This is a genomic window from Streptomyces sp. Da 82-17, assembly GCF_046098215.1.
GTDB lineage: Bacteria > Actinomycetota > Actinomycetes > Streptomycetales > Streptomycetaceae > Streptomyces.
Genome location: NZ_JBJURH010000012.1, coordinates 21,708 through 36,920 on the forward strand (window position 1 = coordinate 21,708; position 15,213 = coordinate 36,920).

The 15,213-nt window shown below is 72.0% G+C and carries 14 protein-coding genes; 5 read left to right on the top strand and 9 right to left on the bottom strand.

Translation table 11 applies throughout. From position 1 onward, the window contains the following. Positions 1 to 86 precede the first annotated feature (86 nt). Complete coding sequence (locus ACIDOF_RS21130; protein ID WP_409007535.1) at positions 87 to 749, top strand: TetR/AcrR family transcriptional regulator; 663 nt, start codon at positions 87 to 89, stop codon at positions 747 to 749. On the opposite strand, the gene ACIDOF_RS21135 is transcribed toward ACIDOF_RS21130, so the two are convergent. The 3 genes from ACIDOF_RS21135 to ACIDOF_RS21145 all read right to left on the bottom strand — a co-directional run bounded on the left by ACIDOF_RS21135 (position 721) and on the right by ACIDOF_RS21145 (position 4,441). After that, positions 721 to 1,908 (bottom strand): acyl-CoA dehydrogenase family protein, encoded by a 1,188-nt coding sequence (locus tag ACIDOF_RS21135; protein ID WP_409007536.1) that lies wholly within the window; start codon positions 1,906 to 1,908, stop codon positions 721 to 723. The two genes, ACIDOF_RS21130 and ACIDOF_RS21135, sit on opposite strands and share 29 nt — an antisense overlap. 5 nt (positions 1,909 to 1,913) lie before the next feature. Beyond that, positions 1,914 to 3,164 carry a CaiB/BaiF CoA transferase family protein gene (locus tag ACIDOF_RS21140; RefSeq protein ID WP_409007537.1) on the bottom strand — a complete coding sequence of 417 codons (1,251 nt, stop codon included), beginning with the start codon at positions 3,162 to 3,164 and terminating at the stop codon, positions 1,914 to 1,916. Positions 3,165 to 3,535: 371 nt separating this feature from the next. Further along, positions 3,536 to 4,441 (bottom strand): LysR substrate-binding domain-containing protein, encoded by a 906-nt coding sequence (locus tag ACIDOF_RS21145; RefSeq protein ID WP_409007538.1) that lies wholly within the window; start codon positions 4,439 to 4,441, stop codon positions 3,536 to 3,538. Between the two features lie 138 nt (positions 4,442 to 4,579). Here ACIDOF_RS21145 and ACIDOF_RS21150 point away from each other — a divergent pair, with 138 nt between their 5' ends. Then, a complete protein-coding gene (locus ACIDOF_RS21150; protein WP_409007539.1) occupies positions 4,580 to 5,074 on the top strand; it encodes an iron chaperone in 495 nt (164 codons plus the stop codon). 37 nt (positions 5,075 to 5,111) lie between these two features. On the opposite strand, the gene ACIDOF_RS21155 is transcribed toward ACIDOF_RS21150, so the two are convergent. Beyond that, positions 5,112 to 6,701 (bottom strand): AMP-binding protein, encoded by a 1,590-nt coding sequence (locus ACIDOF_RS21155; protein WP_409007540.1) that lies wholly within the window; start codon positions 6,699 to 6,701, stop codon positions 5,112 to 5,114. A 335-nt stretch (positions 6,702 to 7,036) separates the two neighbouring features. Here ACIDOF_RS21155 and ACIDOF_RS21160 point away from each other — a divergent pair, with 335 nt between their 5' ends. After that, positions 7,037 to 7,732 carry a class I SAM-dependent methyltransferase gene (locus tag ACIDOF_RS21160; RefSeq protein ID WP_409007541.1) on the top strand — a complete coding sequence of 232 codons (696 nt, stop codon included), beginning with the start codon at positions 7,037 to 7,039 and terminating at the stop codon, positions 7,730 to 7,732. A gap of 36 nt (positions 7,733 to 7,768) precedes the next feature. Here ACIDOF_RS21160 and ACIDOF_RS21165 read toward each other — a convergent pair whose 3' ends face one another. The 3 genes from ACIDOF_RS21165 to ACIDOF_RS21175 all read right to left on the bottom strand — a co-directional run bounded on the left by ACIDOF_RS21165 (position 7,769) and on the right by ACIDOF_RS21175 (position 11,309). Further along, the gene (locus ACIDOF_RS21165) at positions 7,769 to 9,097 is read right to left on the bottom strand and encodes an enolase C-terminal domain-like protein (RefSeq protein ID WP_409007542.1); all 1,329 of its coding nucleotides are present in this window, start codon (positions 9,095 to 9,097) and stop codon (positions 7,769 to 7,771) included. A 149-nt stretch (positions 9,098 to 9,246) separates the two neighbouring features. Next, the gene (locus ACIDOF_RS21170; RefSeq protein WP_409007543.1) at positions 9,247 to 9,822 is read right to left on the bottom strand and encodes a dihydrofolate reductase family protein; all 576 of its coding nucleotides are present in this window, start codon (positions 9,820 to 9,822) and stop codon (positions 9,247 to 9,249) included. Between the two features lie 227 nt (positions 9,823 to 10,049). Next, positions 10,050 to 11,309: an ABC transporter substrate-binding protein gene (locus ACIDOF_RS21175; RefSeq protein WP_409007544.1), complete on the bottom strand. Its 1,260-nt coding sequence runs from the start codon at positions 11,307 to 11,309 to the stop codon at positions 10,050 to 10,052. A gap of 80 nt (positions 11,310 to 11,389) precedes the next feature. Here ACIDOF_RS21175 and ACIDOF_RS21180 point away from each other — a divergent pair, with 80 nt between their 5' ends. Both ACIDOF_RS21180 and ACIDOF_RS21185 read left to right on the top strand, forming a co-directional pair. After that, positions 11,390 to 12,181 carry a TetR/AcrR family transcriptional regulator gene (locus ACIDOF_RS21180; RefSeq protein WP_409007545.1) on the top strand — a complete coding sequence of 264 codons (792 nt, stop codon included), beginning with the start codon at positions 11,390 to 11,392 and terminating at the stop codon, positions 12,179 to 12,181. Next, positions 12,178 to 12,942, top strand: coding sequence for a glucose 1-dehydrogenase (locus ACIDOF_RS21185; RefSeq protein ID WP_409007546.1), 765 nt, complete (start codon positions 12,178 to 12,180; stop codon positions 12,940 to 12,942). Before ACIDOF_RS21180 ends, ACIDOF_RS21185 begins: the two co-directional genes overlap by 4 nt. Positions 12,943 to 13,081: 139 nt before the next feature. On the opposite strand, the gene ACIDOF_RS21190 is transcribed toward ACIDOF_RS21185, so the two are convergent. Beyond that, complete coding sequence (locus ACIDOF_RS21190) at positions 13,082 to 13,732, bottom strand: SUKH-4 family immunity protein (RefSeq protein ID WP_409007547.1); 651 nt, start codon at positions 13,730 to 13,732, stop codon at positions 13,082 to 13,084. A 127-nt stretch (positions 13,733 to 13,859) separates the two neighbouring features. Continuing rightward, the gene (locus ACIDOF_RS21195; RefSeq protein WP_409007548.1) at positions 13,860 to 15,206 is read right to left on the bottom strand and encodes an MFS transporter; all 1,347 of its coding nucleotides are present in this window, start codon (positions 15,204 to 15,206) and stop codon (positions 13,860 to 13,862) included. Between the last annotated feature and the right edge of the window lie 7 nt (positions 15,207 to 15,213).

The following is a 15,213-nucleotide window of genomic DNA, read 5'->3' on the forward strand; positions in this document are numbered from 1 at the left end:
GTGGCCGTTCGGGCCGTCACAACCCTCGGTACGAAAGAATCGCGGGAGCGCGGGAGCGCAAGAGCGGGAGAAGGGGGCGGGTCACGGTGGCGCGCGCAGACACCACGTACAAGGGCCGGTCCGCGGGCGAGCGGCAGGCCGAGCGGCACCGCCGGTTCCTGGACGCGGGCCTCGACCTGTTCGGCGCCGGACCCGGCTACCGCGCGACGAAGGTCGTCGACCTGTGCAAGGCGGCCGGGCTCTCCACCCGCCAGTTCTATGAGGAGTTCGACTCCCTGGAGGACGTGCTCGCCGAACTGCACCTGTACGTCAACAACTTCGCGCAGCAGGCCGTCCTGGAGGCGCTGCCCCGCGCCGCGGACCTGCCGCTCACCGAGCGGATCGCCCGGATGGTGCGCGCGTACGTGGAGGGCGCGGCCGGGGATCCGCGGCACGCCCGCATCTCGTACGTCGAGATCGTCGGGGTGAGCCCGCGGCTTGACCGGCAGCGGCTCGACCGGCGGGCGTTGTGGATCGAGTTCATCGACGACATCGCCGGGCAGGCCGTGGAGCGCGGCGAGGTGGCGCCCGAGGACCACCACCTCGCCGCGGCCGCGTTCATCGGTGCCGTCAACGGGCTCATGCACGACTGGGTCGTGGGCTGGGTCGACGCCACCCGCGACGAGATCGCCGACGAACTCCTGCGGCTGCTCCTCGGCCGCTACGGGTTCGCGTACGACCTCACGACCGGAAAGCGGCGTGCCCCGTGAGGGCCTGGCCGAGGGCGAGGGTGTGCATCTCGCTGGTGCCCTCGTAGGTGAGGACCGACTCCAGGTTGTTGGCGTGCCGGATGACCGGGTACTCCAGGGAGATGCCGTTGGCGCCGAGGACGGTGCGGGCGGTGCGGCAGATGTCGATGGCCTCGCGGACGTTGTTGAGCTTGCCGAAGCTGATCTGCGCCGGGTGCACACCCTCGGGCGAGTCCTTGAGGGCCGACAGGTGCAGGGCGGTGAGCGTGGCCTTGTGGAGTTCCAGGGCCATGTCGACGAGCTTCTGCTGGGTGAGCTGGAACGCGGCGATCGGCTTGCCGAACTGCTCGCGCTGCAGGGCGTATTCACGCGCCGCGCGCCAGGCCGAGCGGGCCGCGCCGGTCACGCCCCACACGATGCCGTAGCGGGCCTCGTTCAGGCAGGTCAGCGGGGCGCCCACGCCGCGGGCGTCGGGGAGTTGGGCGGAGGCGGGCAGGCGTACGCCGTCCAGCACGAGTTCGCTGGTGACCGAGGCGCGCAGGGACATCTTGTGCTTGATGGCGGGCGCCGAGAAGCCGGGGGTGTCGGTGGGCACGACGAAGCCGCGTACACCGTCGTCGGTCTGCGCCCAGACGACCGCGACGGCGGCCACCGAGCCGTTGGTGATCCACATCTTGCGGCCGTCGAGGATCCAGTCGCCGCCCGCGTCGCGGCGGGCGCGGGTCGTCATCGACGCCGGGTCGGAGCCGTGGTCGGGCTCGGTGAGGCCGAAGCAGCCGATGGCCTCCCCGGCGGCCATGCGCGGCAGCCACTCCTGCTTCTGCTCCTCCGAGCCGAAGCGGTGGATCGCGAACATGGCGAGGGAGCCCTGCACGGAGACGAAGGAGCGCAGGCCGGAGTCGGTGGCCTCCAGCTCGCGGCAGGCGATCCCGTACGCGCGGGCGGGCAGGCCGGCGCAGCCGTAGCCGTCGAGGTGCATGCCGAGGAGGCCCAACGCGCCGAATTCCCGGGCGAGTTCGGGGAGGTCGGGAATCTCGCCGGACTCGAACCAGTCGGCGATGTGCGGCTCGACCTTGTCGTCCAGGTACTGGCGGACGGTGTCGCGGACGGCGCGTTCCTCGTCGGTGAGGAGGGCTTCGAGGTGGAGCGGGTCGAGCGCGTCGAGGGCGGGGAACGGCATGGGGTTCAGGCTCCTTGCGGGTGCGGGTGCGGGTGCGGGTGCGGGTCGACTTGGGGGCGGTCGAGGAGGCGGTCGATGTCGGCGTCCGTGTAGCCGAGTTCGGCGAGTACGGCGCGGCTGTGCTGCCCGAGGGCGGGCGGGGCGGTGCGTACGGGCGGTCGGGCGCCGCGGAAGGTGACGGGGAAGGCGACCTGTCGGAGCGGGCCGACGTCCGGGTGGTCGACCTTCTGCACCATGCCGAGGGCGGCGGTCTGCGGGCAGTCGTACACCTCGTCGAGGGAGCGGATGGCGGCGACGGGCACGCCGAGGGGTTTGAGGAGGCCCACCCAGTGGGCGACGGGCTCGTCGACGAGGACCGCTTCGAGCTTGGCGTTGAGGGCGCTGCGGTGCGTGACGCGGGCCCTGTTGGTGGCGAAGCGGTCGTCGTCGGCCCACTCGGGGTGGCCGAGCGCGTCGGCGAGGCGGCGGAACAGGGCGTCGTTGCCGACGGCGATCACGAAGTGCCCGTCGGCGGCCGGGTAGGCCTGGTACGGGACGAGGCTGGGGTGGCCGGAGCCGAGGCGGGCGGGGCGCTCGCCGGTCGCGAAGTAGCCGGTCGCCCAGTTGATGTGCAGGGCGAGCTGCGACTCGTACAGGGAGGTGGTGACGTACTGGCCGCGGCCGGTGCGGGCGCGTTCGACGAGGGCGGAGGTGACGCCGACGAGGCCGAAGAGGGCGGCGCCGAGGTCGCCCATCGCGTACCCGGCCTTGACCGGGGGCCCGTCGGGTTCGCCGGTGAGGGACATCAGGCCGGCGCTCGCCTGGGCGACCATGTCGTAGCCGGGTTCGTCGCGGAGGGGGCCGGTGTCGCCGAAGGCGGAGATGTGCAGGATGACGAGGCGCGGGTAACGGGCGCTCAGCTCCTGGTAGTCGAAGAGGCGGGCGAGGGAGGAGCCGGGGCGGAAGTTCTCCACCATGACGTCGGCGTCGGCGAGCATCCGGTGGACCGCCTGCTGCCCGGCCTCGGACTTGAGGTCGAGGGTGACGGAGCGCTTGTTGCGGTTGGCGGCCAGGTAGTAGGTGGCGTCGGGGCCGTTGAACGGCGGGCCCCAGGCGCGGGTGGGGTCGCCGCCGTCGGGATGCTCGACCTTGATCACGTCGGCGCCGAGGTCGGCGAGGGACATGGTGACGTAGGGCCCGGCGAGGATCTTGGACAGGTCGACGACCTTCATGCCGTCGAGCGGCGCCGGCACGTGGTCGGGCTTCGGTTCGGGCAAGAGCGGCCTCCTGTACGTCGGCGAGAGCGAAGCGGTCTGCGCGCAGCGCCCGTCGCAAGATGTGGATCACTCTGCACCCGCGCATTAGGTGCTGTCCAAGACCAATTACGGCCCAGATTGAGCGCCGAGACGGAATAATCGCCGGTGGGCGGGGCGCCCCAGAGGGGCGCGGGGAACTGCGCGAGCAACCACGACGACGCAGGCAGCCGGCCGACGACCCGAAGGGGGCAGGGACGTGCCCCGCCAGGGGCGCGGGGAACGGCGCGACCAGCCACGACGGCGCAGGCAGCCGAACGACGGCCGGGAAGGAGAGCCCCTCCGGCGATTGAGGAGCCGGGGGCCGGGGGCGGAGCCCCCTGGGGGTCACCGCCTCAGACCCCGACCCCTGGAGGCGTAGGCAAAACCTCCTCCGCCACCCGCAACACCGCCTGCAACGCCGCCGAAGAGTTACCCGTGCGCCAGCCGAGCGCGATCGGCAGCACCGGCACCTCCTCCCCGACGAGCGGCCGGAACACCACATGCTCGAGGTTGATGTCGCGCGCCGACTCCACGACGACCGCCACTCCGACGCCCGCGCCGACGAGCGCCAGCATGGTGTACGAGTCGGGCGCCTCCTGCGCGATCCGGGGCGCGAACCCCGCGTCGTGGCAGGCCTGCACCATCGCCTCGCGCACCGCCGACTCGCGGGACAGCGGGAACGTGACGACCGGCTCCCCCGCCAACTCCCGCACCGGCACCTCCGGGTACGCGGCGAGCCGGTGGCTGTCGGGCAGGGCGAGCATCAGGTGCTCCATGCGCACGACGCGGGCGGTGATGCCGCGCCGTACGGGCAGCGCGAGGAAGCCGACGTCGAGGCTGCCGTCGGCGACCCGGCGCAGCGCCTCCCCCGTGTACGTCTGGCCCACCAACACCAGCTCGATGCCGGGGAGTTGGGAGGTCACGGCGCGGGTGAGGAGCGGCAGCGCCGAGTAGCTGCTGGCGCCCGCGAAGCCGACGGTGACGCGGCCGACCTCGCCGAGGTGGGCGGCCCGTACGGTGCGGCGTACGGCGGAGGCGTCCGCGAGGAGGCGGCGGGCGGGCTCCACGAGGGCCTGCCCGGCCGGGGTGAGCCGCACGGTGCGGGTCGTACGGTCGAACAGCTTCACGCCGAGGTCCCGCTCCAGGAGCTTGATCTGCTGGCTGAGCGGGGACTGCGCGATGTGCAGCCGCTCGGCCGCCCGCCCGAAGTGCAGTTCCTCGGCGACGGCCACGAATCCGGTGAGGTGTTTCAGCTCCACGGCGCCGACGATACGGGGCGTCGGCGCGGGCCCGGCGGACCGGTCAGTTTCCGAGAAGCGCTCGACCGCCGCCTCTTCCTACGCTGACCTCATCGGCCGGGAACGCCCGTCCGAGCCTCTGCTCCCAAGGAGTTCGCCATGGCCGCTGCTTCGAAGACCGGAAAGAACACCTCCTCCCCCGCTTCCGCCTCGGCGTCGGCGGGCGCGACGTACGACGGCTTCACCGAGGAGGAGCGTGCGGCGATGAAGGAGCGCGCCAAGGAGCTGAAGCCGGCCCGGCGCGGCGGGCGCGCGGCCAAGGCCGACCCCGAGGCGGAGCTGCTCGCGAAGGTCGCCGAGATGCCGGACGAGGACCGGGCCCTGGCCGAGCGGATCCACGCCCTCGTCCGGGAGGCCGCGCCGGAACTGACGCCGAAGACCTGGTACGGCATGCCCGCCTACGCCAAGGACGGCAAGGTCGTCTGCTTCTTCCAGAGCGCGCACAAGTTCAAGTCCCGCTACGCCACTCTCGGTTTCAACGACACGGCCCGCCTCGACGAGGGCAGCATGTGGCCGACGGCGTACGCCGTGAAGGAGCTGACGCCCGCCGACGAGGAGCTGATCACCGCCCTGGTGCGCCGCGCCGTGAGCTGACCACGGGACTTTCGGGGGCCGGTCCCGGCCTGGAGGGTCAGGCTTCCGCGCGCCTGCGCAGCAGCTTCTTGTCCGGCTTGCCCGCGTCCGTCAGGGGCAGGGCGTCGACGAAGGTGACGACGGCCGGTTCGTACATGGCGCCGCGCTGCTCGCGTACCGCTGCCCGCAGTTCCTCCGCCGACACGTCCGTGCCCGGTGCGGTCACGACGGCGGCGTGGACCTGCTCCATGCGGTCGGCGTCGCGCACCCCGAAGACGGCGCTCTGGCGCACCTTCGGGTGGGAGTTGAGGAGGTCCTCCAGCTCGGTCGTGTACACGTGGCCGCCGACCACCACGATCATGTCCTTGAGCCGGTCGACGACGGTGACGTACCCGTCCTCGTCGAGGAAGCCGACGTCGCCGGTGTGCAGCCAGCCGTCGCGCAGCACTTCGGCGGTCAGCTCGGGCTGCTTCCAGTAGCCGGTCATGGTGCCCTCGGAGCGCACACATATCTCGCCGAGTTCGCCGTACGGCAGGTCCTTGCCGTCGGTGTCGCGGATCGCGACGTCCACGCCGGGCAGCACCCTGCCCGCGGAACGCATCCGCTCGGGCCGGTCCGGGTCGTGGTCGGCGGCGGTGAGGACGCTGATGCCGCCGGCCTCGTTCTGCCCGTAGAACTGCACGAGCACGGGGCCGAAGCGGCGTACGGCGTCCGCGATGCGGGTGGGCGAGGCCTGGCAGCCGCCGTACGTCAGGCCGCGCAGGGAGCCGAGGTCGCGGCGCGTGGAGTCTGGGTGGTCGAGGAGCTGGTAGAGGAGCGGCGGGAGCAGGAAGAGGTGGGTGATGCGCTCGCGCTCGACGGTGGCGAGGACCTCGCCCGCGTCGAAGTCGTCGTGCAGGACGACGGTGCCGCCGACGCGGATCACGGCGTCGGCGAGCATGCCGGCGGCGTGCGCGAGGGTGGTGCAGGCGAGCTGCCGGGGTGCGGACTCCTCGGCGGGCCGCACCTCGCTGACCATCCGGCTCATCCGGTTGACCTGCTCGAAGGTGGTGACGATGCCCTTCGGGTGGCCGGTGGTGCCGCCGGTGTGGCGGATCGTGCAGATGTCGTCGGGGCGGGCGCGCGGCGTGAACGGCTCGTCGGGCTGCGTGGCGGCGAGCGCGAGCAGGTCCTGGCCGAGCTCCCGTTTGGTCTCGCCCAGGACGAGGACGTGCGGTACGGGGCTGCTGTCGGTGATCTCGACGGCGCGGTCGGCGTAGCGCGGGTCGACGATGAGCGCCTGCGTCTCGACGTCCTCGACGATCGCCGTCTGCACGTCCGCCGACAGTTTGTTGTAGAGGTGGTTGACGCGGCAGCCCGCGAGGTTGGCGGCGTAGCGGGCGGCGATCGTCTCGGGCAGGTTGCCGCTGAGCAGGGTGACGGTGGTGCCGCGCTCGACGCCCTGCGCGGCGAGGGCGTGGGCCATGCGGTGGACCAGGGAACGGAATTGACCGGCCGTCAGGCGTCGGTCGCCGTGGACGAGGAGTTCCCGGTCGGGTGCGGTGGTGAGCGCGTCGAGGTTGTCCTCGACGTACGTACGGAAGGGGGTGGAGGTGGGGGGTGACGTGAGGGTGGGGGTGGCTGCGTGTGCGGATGCCTCGGCAGGCATGAGCTGTCCTCCTGACATCACCGGCCCGCTTGTCCCTGTGCGCGCCGGTGGGTGGTGCTCTGTCGGTCGGTGGCCGCCCGGAATATTGATTGCCCCAGGCGACCAATGATCAGGCTAACGCTCCGTTTCCCCTGCTCACGCCTCAGATTGAGCCACATACGCACACTTGACTCCCTCTTTTCCTTACCGCTCCCTGCGTTTGACCCCCGGAACCTTCGGCGCCCACCTCTCACGGCAGGCCGACCGCACTCCCCCGCCCTCAACTCGCCTGCGCCAGCACCCAGTTCGGGACCGAACGAGCCCCGGAAGGATCACGCCCGGCATACGCTGCCCACGTGAGCGACTACGACAGCTTTGCCGAGGCGTACTCGGCGGACAACGAGAACAACCTGCTCAACGGCTACTACGAGCGGCCCGCGATGCTCGCGCTCGCCGGGGACGTGACCGGACGGCGCATTCTGGACGCCGGCTGCGGCTCGGGTCCGCTGACGGCCGCGTTGCGCGAACGCGGCGCGGACGTCACGGGCATCGACGCCAGCGCCGGCATGCTCGCGCTCGCGAGGAAGCGGCTCGGTGACGACGTGGACCTGCGCCGGGTCGACCTGAGGGAGCAACTGCCGTTCGAGGACGGCGAGTTCGATGCCGTGGTGGCGTCGCTGGTGCTGCACTACCTGGAGGACTGGGCGCCGACGCTGGGTGAGATGCGGCGCGTACTGAGGCCCGGCGGGCGGCTGATCGTGTCGGTGCAGCACCCGTTCGTGGACTACGCGATCCAGAACCCCCGCCCCGACTACCACGCCACCACCAGCTACAGCGAGGACTTCGAGTTCAGCGGCAGGTCCGTACGACTCACGTTCTGGCGGCGGCCGTTGCACGCGATGACCGAGGCCTTCACCTCCGCCGGGTTCCGCCTCGCCGCCGTCAGCGAACCGCAACCCGACCCGGCGGGGCGCGACCTGTTCCCGGAGGAGTTCGAGGCGCTGTCCACCAGGATCGGGTTCCTGTTCTTCGACCTGGAGGCGCCCGCGTAGCGCATGTGGGCCGGGGCCGCGGGTGCGTGAACTCGCCTACCAGCGGGGCGACTTGTGCGGTGTCCAGTGCGGGTCCGCGAGGCGCATGCCCGCCTCGTCGTCGCGGTCGCGCAGGGCGGGCATGCGCTGCCAGCGCTCGTGCAGCTCGGCGAGAGCCGTACGGTCCAGCTCGACGCCGAGGCCGGGCGCGTCCGACACCTCGACGCGTCCTTCGCGGAAGACGTGCGGCGCGGTGATGACGTCGTCGGTCTGCCAGGGGCGGTGGGTGTCGCAGGCGTGGTCGAGGCCCGGGACGGTCGACGCGACGTGCGTCATCGCGGCGAGGCTGATGCCCAGGTGCGTGTTGGAGTGCATGGACACGCCGACGCCGAACGTGGCGCAGATGGCGGCGAGTTCCTTGGTGGCGCGCAGACCGCCCCAGTAGTGGTGGTCGGAGAGCACCACCTGCACGGCGCCCCGCGTGAACGCCTCGGGGATCTCGCCGAGCCGGGTCACGCACATGTTGGTGGCGAGCGGCATGCTCGTGCCCGCGGCGACCTGCGCCATGCCGGGCGTGCCGGTCGTGGGGTCCTCCAAGTACTCGAGTACGTCCGCGAGTTCGGCCGCCATGTCGAGGCTGGTGCGGACCGACCAGCCGCCGTTCGGGTCGAGCCTCAGCGGGCTGTCGGGGAACGCCTCGGCGAGGGCGCGGATCGCGGCGGCCTCCTGCTCGGGCGGGAGGACGCCGCCCTTCAGCTTGAACGACCGGAAACCGTGGTCGCGGTGCATGCGGCGGGCCTGCTCGACGATCCCGGCGGGGTCGAGCGCGGCGCCCCAGTCGTCGCGCGGAGCGTCCCAGTCGTGGCGCGGAGCGTCCCAGTCCTGGTGCGGGGCGTCCCAGTCCTGCTGCGGGTGTTCGGCCCAGCGGTAGAACAGGTAGCCGCTGTACTCGACGCTGTCGCGCACCTTCCCGCCGAGCAGGGCGTGCACGGGCAGCCCGGTGGCCTTGCCGAGGGCGTCGAGCATCGCCACCTCGAAGGCGGAGACGACGCTGAGGCGCAGCTTGTCGGCGGTCTGCACACCGCGGAACGCGCCGGCGTCGACGGACGAGCTGAGCGCGCTCGCGTCCACGTCGGCGGCAGCGGCGGCGAGCGCGGGCAGCAGGTTGCTCTCCGTCACGCTCCGCCCCTGCACCGCGACGGCCAACTGCCGTGCGATGTCCAGGTAGTTGGTGTCCCCGTACGTCTCGCCGACACCGGTGACGCCGCTCTCCGTGACCAGCTCCACGATCAGCCGGGGCGTGTACGGCTGGTGCACGCCCTGGACGTTGAGGAGCGGCGGGTCGGCGATCAGCACCGGAGTGAGTCTTGCGTCGACGATCCTCATACACCACGTCCCCATCTCTGAACGCCATCTACATATACGGACCGACCGTAGAGAGCGGCGCCCGGAACCGTCAACGGTCCGTGCGCGCTGGGATGTTGGGGTCCTGGGGTACTGGGGCGTCGGCGGGCACGCGTGCCGTTCCGTCCCGATCAGTGCAGTGCGGGCCGGTAGGTGAGTTCCTGGATGTCGCCGTCGAGGGTGCGCTGCTCGATCAGCTCCAGATCGAAGTCGGCGGCGCCCCGGAAGATCGGGTCGAGTCCGTTGCGGCCGGTGATGACGGGGAAGAGCGTGACCTGGAGCCGGTCGACGAGGCCCGCGGCCATGAGGGCCCGGTTCATCGACAGGCTGCCGTGCGAGCGCAGTGGTACGTCGGACTCCTTCTTCAGCCGGGCGACCACGTCGACGGCGTCTCCGCTGACGACGGTCGCGTCCGGCCAGTCGAGGGGCTCCTCCAAGGTGGTGGACACGACGATCGCCGGGAGGTGCCGCATGCGGGTGACCCAGGGGTCGCGTACGTCGGAGTCCTCGGTGCTCTCGGCGAGCATCTGCGCGAACAGGCGGTACGTGTGGGCGCCGAGGACCATGCGCTGGTCCTCCTCGTACTGGGCGAGGCGGTGGTCGAGCAGTTCCGGGCCCTGCTTGCCCCAGTAGCCGGTCCAGTCGCCGCCGGCCGCGCCGTATCCGTCGAGGCTGGAGAAGACGTCGAAGGTGTAGGTGGCGGTCATGGGGGTCTCCTCGGGTGGGTCGGCGGAACCTTGGCGGGCGGCCGTCGGCGGTCGTGCCGTCGCGCCCGTCACCTAGGTAGACCCTGCGCGCCTCCCCGGCTCATCGCGACTCGGAGTATCGGCTCGTGATATCGGGGGGACGTGGCCGCGATGTCGGTGTTCAGGGCCGGCAGGACGCCGTGCAGCGTTCCCGTGTCGGCGGCCGTCGGCGTCGGTCGGGCCCGGCTTCAGGACCTGGCCGACGTCTCGCTCTGGGAGGCCCTCGCCTGCAGGGACCGCAGCACCTCGCCCGGACTGCCGCCACGCTGCACCGAGCCGCCGATCTCCGCGCGGACCTCACGGCGGACCGTGGGCCAGGAACGCATCGCCGTCGGCTGGAACCGGGCCTCCGGCAGCTGGTCGATGAACTCGGCGAGCCGTCCGCCCTGCTCCGCGACCGCCTCCGCGCCGGACGCCGTGACCGGCAGCGCCGCCGCCCGGCCGCCGCCGTAACTCGCCGCGGACTCCTTGTCGTACACGAAACTCAGGAACGCCGACGCGGCCTCGCGGCGGCCGCCCCGGCGGAAGGCGAGCAGCCAGTCGTTGATGCCGACGGGGATCGCCGCGCCGCCCTTCCGCGCGGGGAACGCGGCGTGGGCGTACGGGAGTTTCATACGGTCGGCGGTGTCCATCAGGACCGGGTGCGCCAGCATCATGCCGATGGTGCCGCGCAGGAACTGCTCATAGGCGTCCGTGCGGTTGAGCCGTGCCGGGCTCCTGCCGGCCAGGCCCTCGCCGACCAGGCTGTCCCGCAGCCAGGTCAGGGTCGCGACGTTCTCCTCGGAGGAGAAGTCGTAGCTGCTGGACGTCACATAGTCGCCGCCGCCCGCGAGCAGCCACGCGTACAGCTCGTCCTCGGCCGCCTCCGGCCCGAGCTGCAGGCCGTACGGCGTGGGCACGCCGCTCGCCTTCAACGCCTGGGCCGCGGTGCGCAGTTCGGCCCAGCTGCGCGGCGGGCCCTCGACCCCGGCGCGGGCGAACAGGGCCTTGTTGTAGAAGAGGCGCGGGGTGCTGGCCATCAGCGGGATGCCGTACTGGATGCGGTGGACCCGGCCGGCCTGTGCGAGGGACAGCGTGAAGTCCGACTCGGTGGCGATGTCGAACAGATCCGACGTCGCGTACAGCAGATCCCGGACGGCGTACTGCGCGAAGACGTTGGACTGCGCGATGTCCGGCGCCTTCCCCTGCTCGACACGGCGCGCCAGCGTGGCGTCGAGCTCGGCGAACGGCACGCGTTCCACGGCGACTTGGATGTCCGGGTGCTTCTTCTCGAAGGCCTTGACGACGCCGTCCCACTGGTCGCCGATGGACGCGCCCACGCTCTCGTCGTAGCTGGCGACCAGCAGCCGCAGCGGCGCCCTGGACTCGCCGGAGCCGCAGCCGGCCAGTCCGAGCGCCGCTCCCGACGCGAAGGTGGCCGTCTGCTGGAGGAAACGCCGTCGCCGCACTTGGTCTTGCCGTCCTGTTCGTCGCTGGGCCCGGATCACGTCGGTGGCAGATTCTGCCACACAGGCATACGATGCACTGCATGCCCGGGAGCTCACTGAACGAGCGGCGCAAGGCGGCCACTCGTAGGGACATCGCCCATACCGCGGCCGCGCTCTTCGTGGAGCGCGGACTGCGCGCCACACGCGCCGAGGACATCGCCCGCGAGGCCGGTGTCTCGCCGCGCACCTTCTTCCGGTACTTCGCCACGAAGGAGGAGTCGGTCGCCCCGGTCTTCGCCGAGGGCACGCAGCGCTGGGTCGAGGCCGTGCGCGCGGCACCGGCCGAACTGTCCGTGCCGGACGCGCTGATCCTCGCGGCGAGCAGGGCGCTGGACCCGGCCGCCGGAGCCCTCGACGCTGCCGCCGGTGCGGGGGGCGCCGGCGGGGTGGCGAACGCCGAGTCGTTGGAATGGGTGCGGTCCCTGCTGCGGATGGCCGAGGAGGCTCCGGCGCTGCGCTCCGTCTGGAACGACGCGTGCTTCGCCGCCGAGCAGGCGCTGCTCGACGTGCTCGCGGAGCGTCTCGGTACGCCTCGGCGCGAGGTGTCCGACGTGCACACGGACGAGGTGGACGCGGCAGACGTGGACGCGGCAGGCGCGTCCGGCGCGGGCGCGGGCGGGTCCGGCGCGGGCGCGGGCGGGTCCGGCGCGGGCGCGGGCGGGTCCGTTCCGAGCGGGCTGCGGCTCGCGGCCGCCGTGGCCAGTACGGCGATCCGGGTGTCCGTCGAGCGCTGGGCCGCCACCGACGCACCGGCCGACGGCCCGCTGGGCCCCGGCGCTCTCGCGGCCCGCAATGTCGAATCCCTCCGTGAATTTCCTTGGAGCTCCTCATGAGCGATCTCAGCAACAAGACGGTGGTCATCACCGGCGGCGCCCGCGGCATCGGCGCCGAGGTGGCCCGCAAGGCCGTCGCCGGCGGCGCGAACGTGGTCGTCGCCGACCTCCTGGAGGCCGACGGCCAGGAGCTCGTGAAGGAGCTCGGCGACCGCGCCCGGTTCGTACGGCTCGACGTGAAGTCCGAGGACGACTGGCAGCGGGCCGCCGAGTTCGCCGTGGCCGAGTTCGGGCGGATCGACGGGCTCGTGAACAACGCGGGCATCTCGACCGGGCAGCCCCTCGAGACCGAGACGGTGGAGCACTTCCGTCAGGTCGTCGACATCAACCTGACCGGTGTCTTCATCGGCATGAAGACCGTCATCCCCGGCATGAAGGAGAACGGCGGCGGCTCCATCGTCAACATCTCCTCGGCGGCCGGTCTGATGGGCCTCGCCCTGACGTCGTCGTACGGGGCGTCGAAGTGGGGTGTGCGCGGCCTCAGCAAGATCGGCGCGGTGGAGCTCGGCACGTCCCGGATCCGGGTCAACTCCGTGCACCCGGGCATGACGTACACGCCGATGACCGCGCAGGTCGGCATCCAGCAGGGCGAGGGCAACTACCCCAACACCCCGATGGGCCGGGTCGGCGAGGCCCCGGAGATCGCGGACGCGGTCGTGTACCTCCTCTCGGACGCGTCCTCGTACGTGACGGGCGCCGAGCTGGCCGTCGACGGCGGCTGGACGACCGGCCCGACCGTCAAGTACGTGATGGGCCAGTAGCCGCAGCGCCCAGCCGGTGGCCGTCAGGCCGCAGCGTCGGGCCGCAGCCGGTGGCCGTCAGGCCCCAATCGGTGGCGGTCGGGCCGCCGTCCTCGAGCCGTCCGGGCCCGGGCCTTCGTGGGGGAGGCCGGGCCCGGACTCATGCGGGCTCGCCTTCCCAGCCGAGGTCCTCGAACATCTGCTGCCAGAAGTCGGAGTCCTCCACATCCGCGTCGTGGGCGATCATGCGCTCGCGCAGCGCCCCCGCCGCCGGCACGCGGACCGCGTCGTCGGGCGAGTCCAGGGCCTCGGCCGACTCGGCCATCAGGCCCAGGAGCACCGCGAGCGAGGGCAGCGACGACGCGGCCGGTCCTTGCCAACCCGCCCCGTGGTCCCAGCCGTTGGGGTCGTAGTGGATGATCGCGCCGCTTTCAGCGCCGAGCATCAGATGCTGGTCGCCGTACGTCAGGACCGTGTAGCAGAAGTTCTTCGGCGGGGAGTCGTCGTCGGGGTAGCGCTCGCCGTAGATCTCGTCGGCGTCGAAGGCGTACCAGCGGTCCTCGCCCCGGAGGTGCGTCGCGTCGAGGCCCACCGCCTCCAGGTCGACAGCCGGGAAACCGACGGTGAGAAGGAACTCTCTGGTCCTGGAGTTCGTCAACTCCCCCGGCAGATCGGCCTCGTCCGGGCGCACGAGAGCACCCGCGCCCAGCCGCCGCTCCAGCCACTCGGCGCTCGGCCACCCCTGCGGAATCGCGTCGTCCGTCCGCACGGCGCGACCCCCGTCGTCGTACGTCTGCACGTCCGTCTGCACGTCTCTCCCCCGTCGGTCCGCTCAGCCTCTCGGCCTCTTGTTCGGTTCGCACCCAGTCAACCGCACGCCACTGACAATCGGCCCGCACGTCGCGTCACCTCGCTTCGCCTCGCGCCGGCCCGGCGGCTCACGTCAGTTCGACGTCCTTCGTCTCCGGCATGCGCCAGATCACGACCACGGCGAGGAGCAGCAACGCCATGGTGTAGAGCAGGAACACATGGCCGAGGCCGTGCGAGCTCAGCCAGGTCTGCAGGTATGCCGCGCTGCCCCCGCACGCCGCGACGGAGAAGGCGTACGGGACGGCGACTCCAGCGGTGCGCACGCCCGTTGGGAACATCTCGGCGTAGACCGTCGGCAGGATCGCGGAGCTCGCGGCGATGAACAGCATCGCGACGGTCATGGCGACGCCGAGCTGCCACACCTGGTCGCGGATCAGCAGGTCGAGCGGGAACGTGAGCACCAGGATCCCCACGTACGACAGGAGCATGACCGGCTTGCGGCCGACGCGGTCGGAGAGGATGCCGAACACGGGCAGGACGGCGATGAAGACGAGGTTGGCGAGCACGCCCGCCCAGAGCGCGGCCTCCGGGTCGAAGCCGTGGACGGCGATGGCCTGGGCGGGGGCGGAGACGACCCACGTGTAGTAGGTGACCGTGCCGCCGAGGGTGATGCCGACGACGCGCAGGCAGGCGCGGCGGTTGGCCCGGAAGTCCCGCCAGAGGGACGGCGCGGCGCCCGCGTCCTGGGACTCGCGCTGCTTCTCGAAGGCCTCGGTCTCGGTCAGGCGCATGCGGGTGACCAGGGCGTACGCGCCGATGGCGGCGCCGACGAGGAACGGCACGCGCCAGCCCCAGCTGTGGAGTTGGCCGTCCGTGAGGACACCGGCGAGTACGGCCGCGAGGACTTCGCCGACGACGATGCCACAGGTGCCGGAGACGTAGATCAGGCTGGACCAGCGGCCGCGGCGGCCGTGCGGGGCCATCTCGGAGACGTACGTCTGGGCGGCGGGCAGCTCGCCGCCGTGCGCGAGGCCCTGCACGAGCCGGGTGACGAGGAGCAGGACGGACGCGCCGACGCCGATGGTCGCGTGGGTCGGGGCTAGGCCGATGACGAGGCTGCCCGCCGAGGCGAGGCCGACCGACACGACCATGGCGAGGCGGCGTCCCCTGCGGTCGCTGAGCCGGCCGAAGAGCAGGCCGCCGAGCGGGCGCATCAGGAAGCCCACGGCGAAGATCGCGAGCGTGGCCATCAGGGCCGAGGCGGGATCCGACTCGGGGAAGAACTGCGGGGCGAAGAACGGGGTGAACACCGCGTAGATGTTCCAGTCGTACCACTCGAGGGCGTTGCCGATACCGGTGCCGAGGACGGTGCGGCGGCGGGCCGCGCGGTCGCCGGGCGAGGGCGGTGGCGGGGCGGTGTGGTCGGCGCCGCCGACATCGGGGACGACGTGCGAGGCATGCGGTTCACGGGGCATCTGCGAC

What these genes read in the sequence shown, in the direction of transcription:
- ACIDOF_RS21135 (WP_409007536.1), bottom strand. Translation starts at nt 1,908, where the DNA reads ATGCCGTTCCCCGCCCTCGACGCGCTCGACCCGCTCCACCTCGAAGCC.
- ACIDOF_RS21185 (WP_409007546.1), top strand. Translation starts at nt 12,178, where the DNA reads ATGAGCGATCTCAGCAACAAGACGGTGGTCATCACCGGCGGCGCCCGC.
- ACIDOF_RS21165 (WP_409007542.1), bottom strand. Translation starts at nt 9,097, where the DNA reads ATGAGGATCGTCGACGCAAGACTCACTCCGGTGCTGATCGCCGACCCG.
- ACIDOF_RS21180 (WP_409007545.1), top strand. Translation starts at nt 11,390, where the DNA reads ATGCCCGGGAGCTCACTGAACGAGCGGCGCAAGGCGGCCACTCGTAGG.
- ACIDOF_RS21150 (WP_409007539.1), top strand. Translation starts at nt 4,580, where the DNA reads ATGGCCGCTGCTTCGAAGACCGGAAAGAACACCTCCTCCCCCGCTTCC.
- ACIDOF_RS21170 (WP_409007543.1), bottom strand. Translation starts at nt 9,822, where the DNA reads ATGACCGCCACCTACACCTTCGACGTCTTCTCCAGCCTCGACGGATAC.
- ACIDOF_RS21195 (WP_409007548.1), bottom strand. Translation starts at nt 15,206, where the DNA reads ATGCCCCGTGAACCGCATGCCTCGCACGTCGTCCCCGATGTCGGCGGC.
- ACIDOF_RS21155 (WP_409007540.1), bottom strand. Translation starts at nt 6,701, where the DNA reads ATGCCTGCCGAGGCATCCGCACACGCAGCCACCCCCACCCTCACGTCA.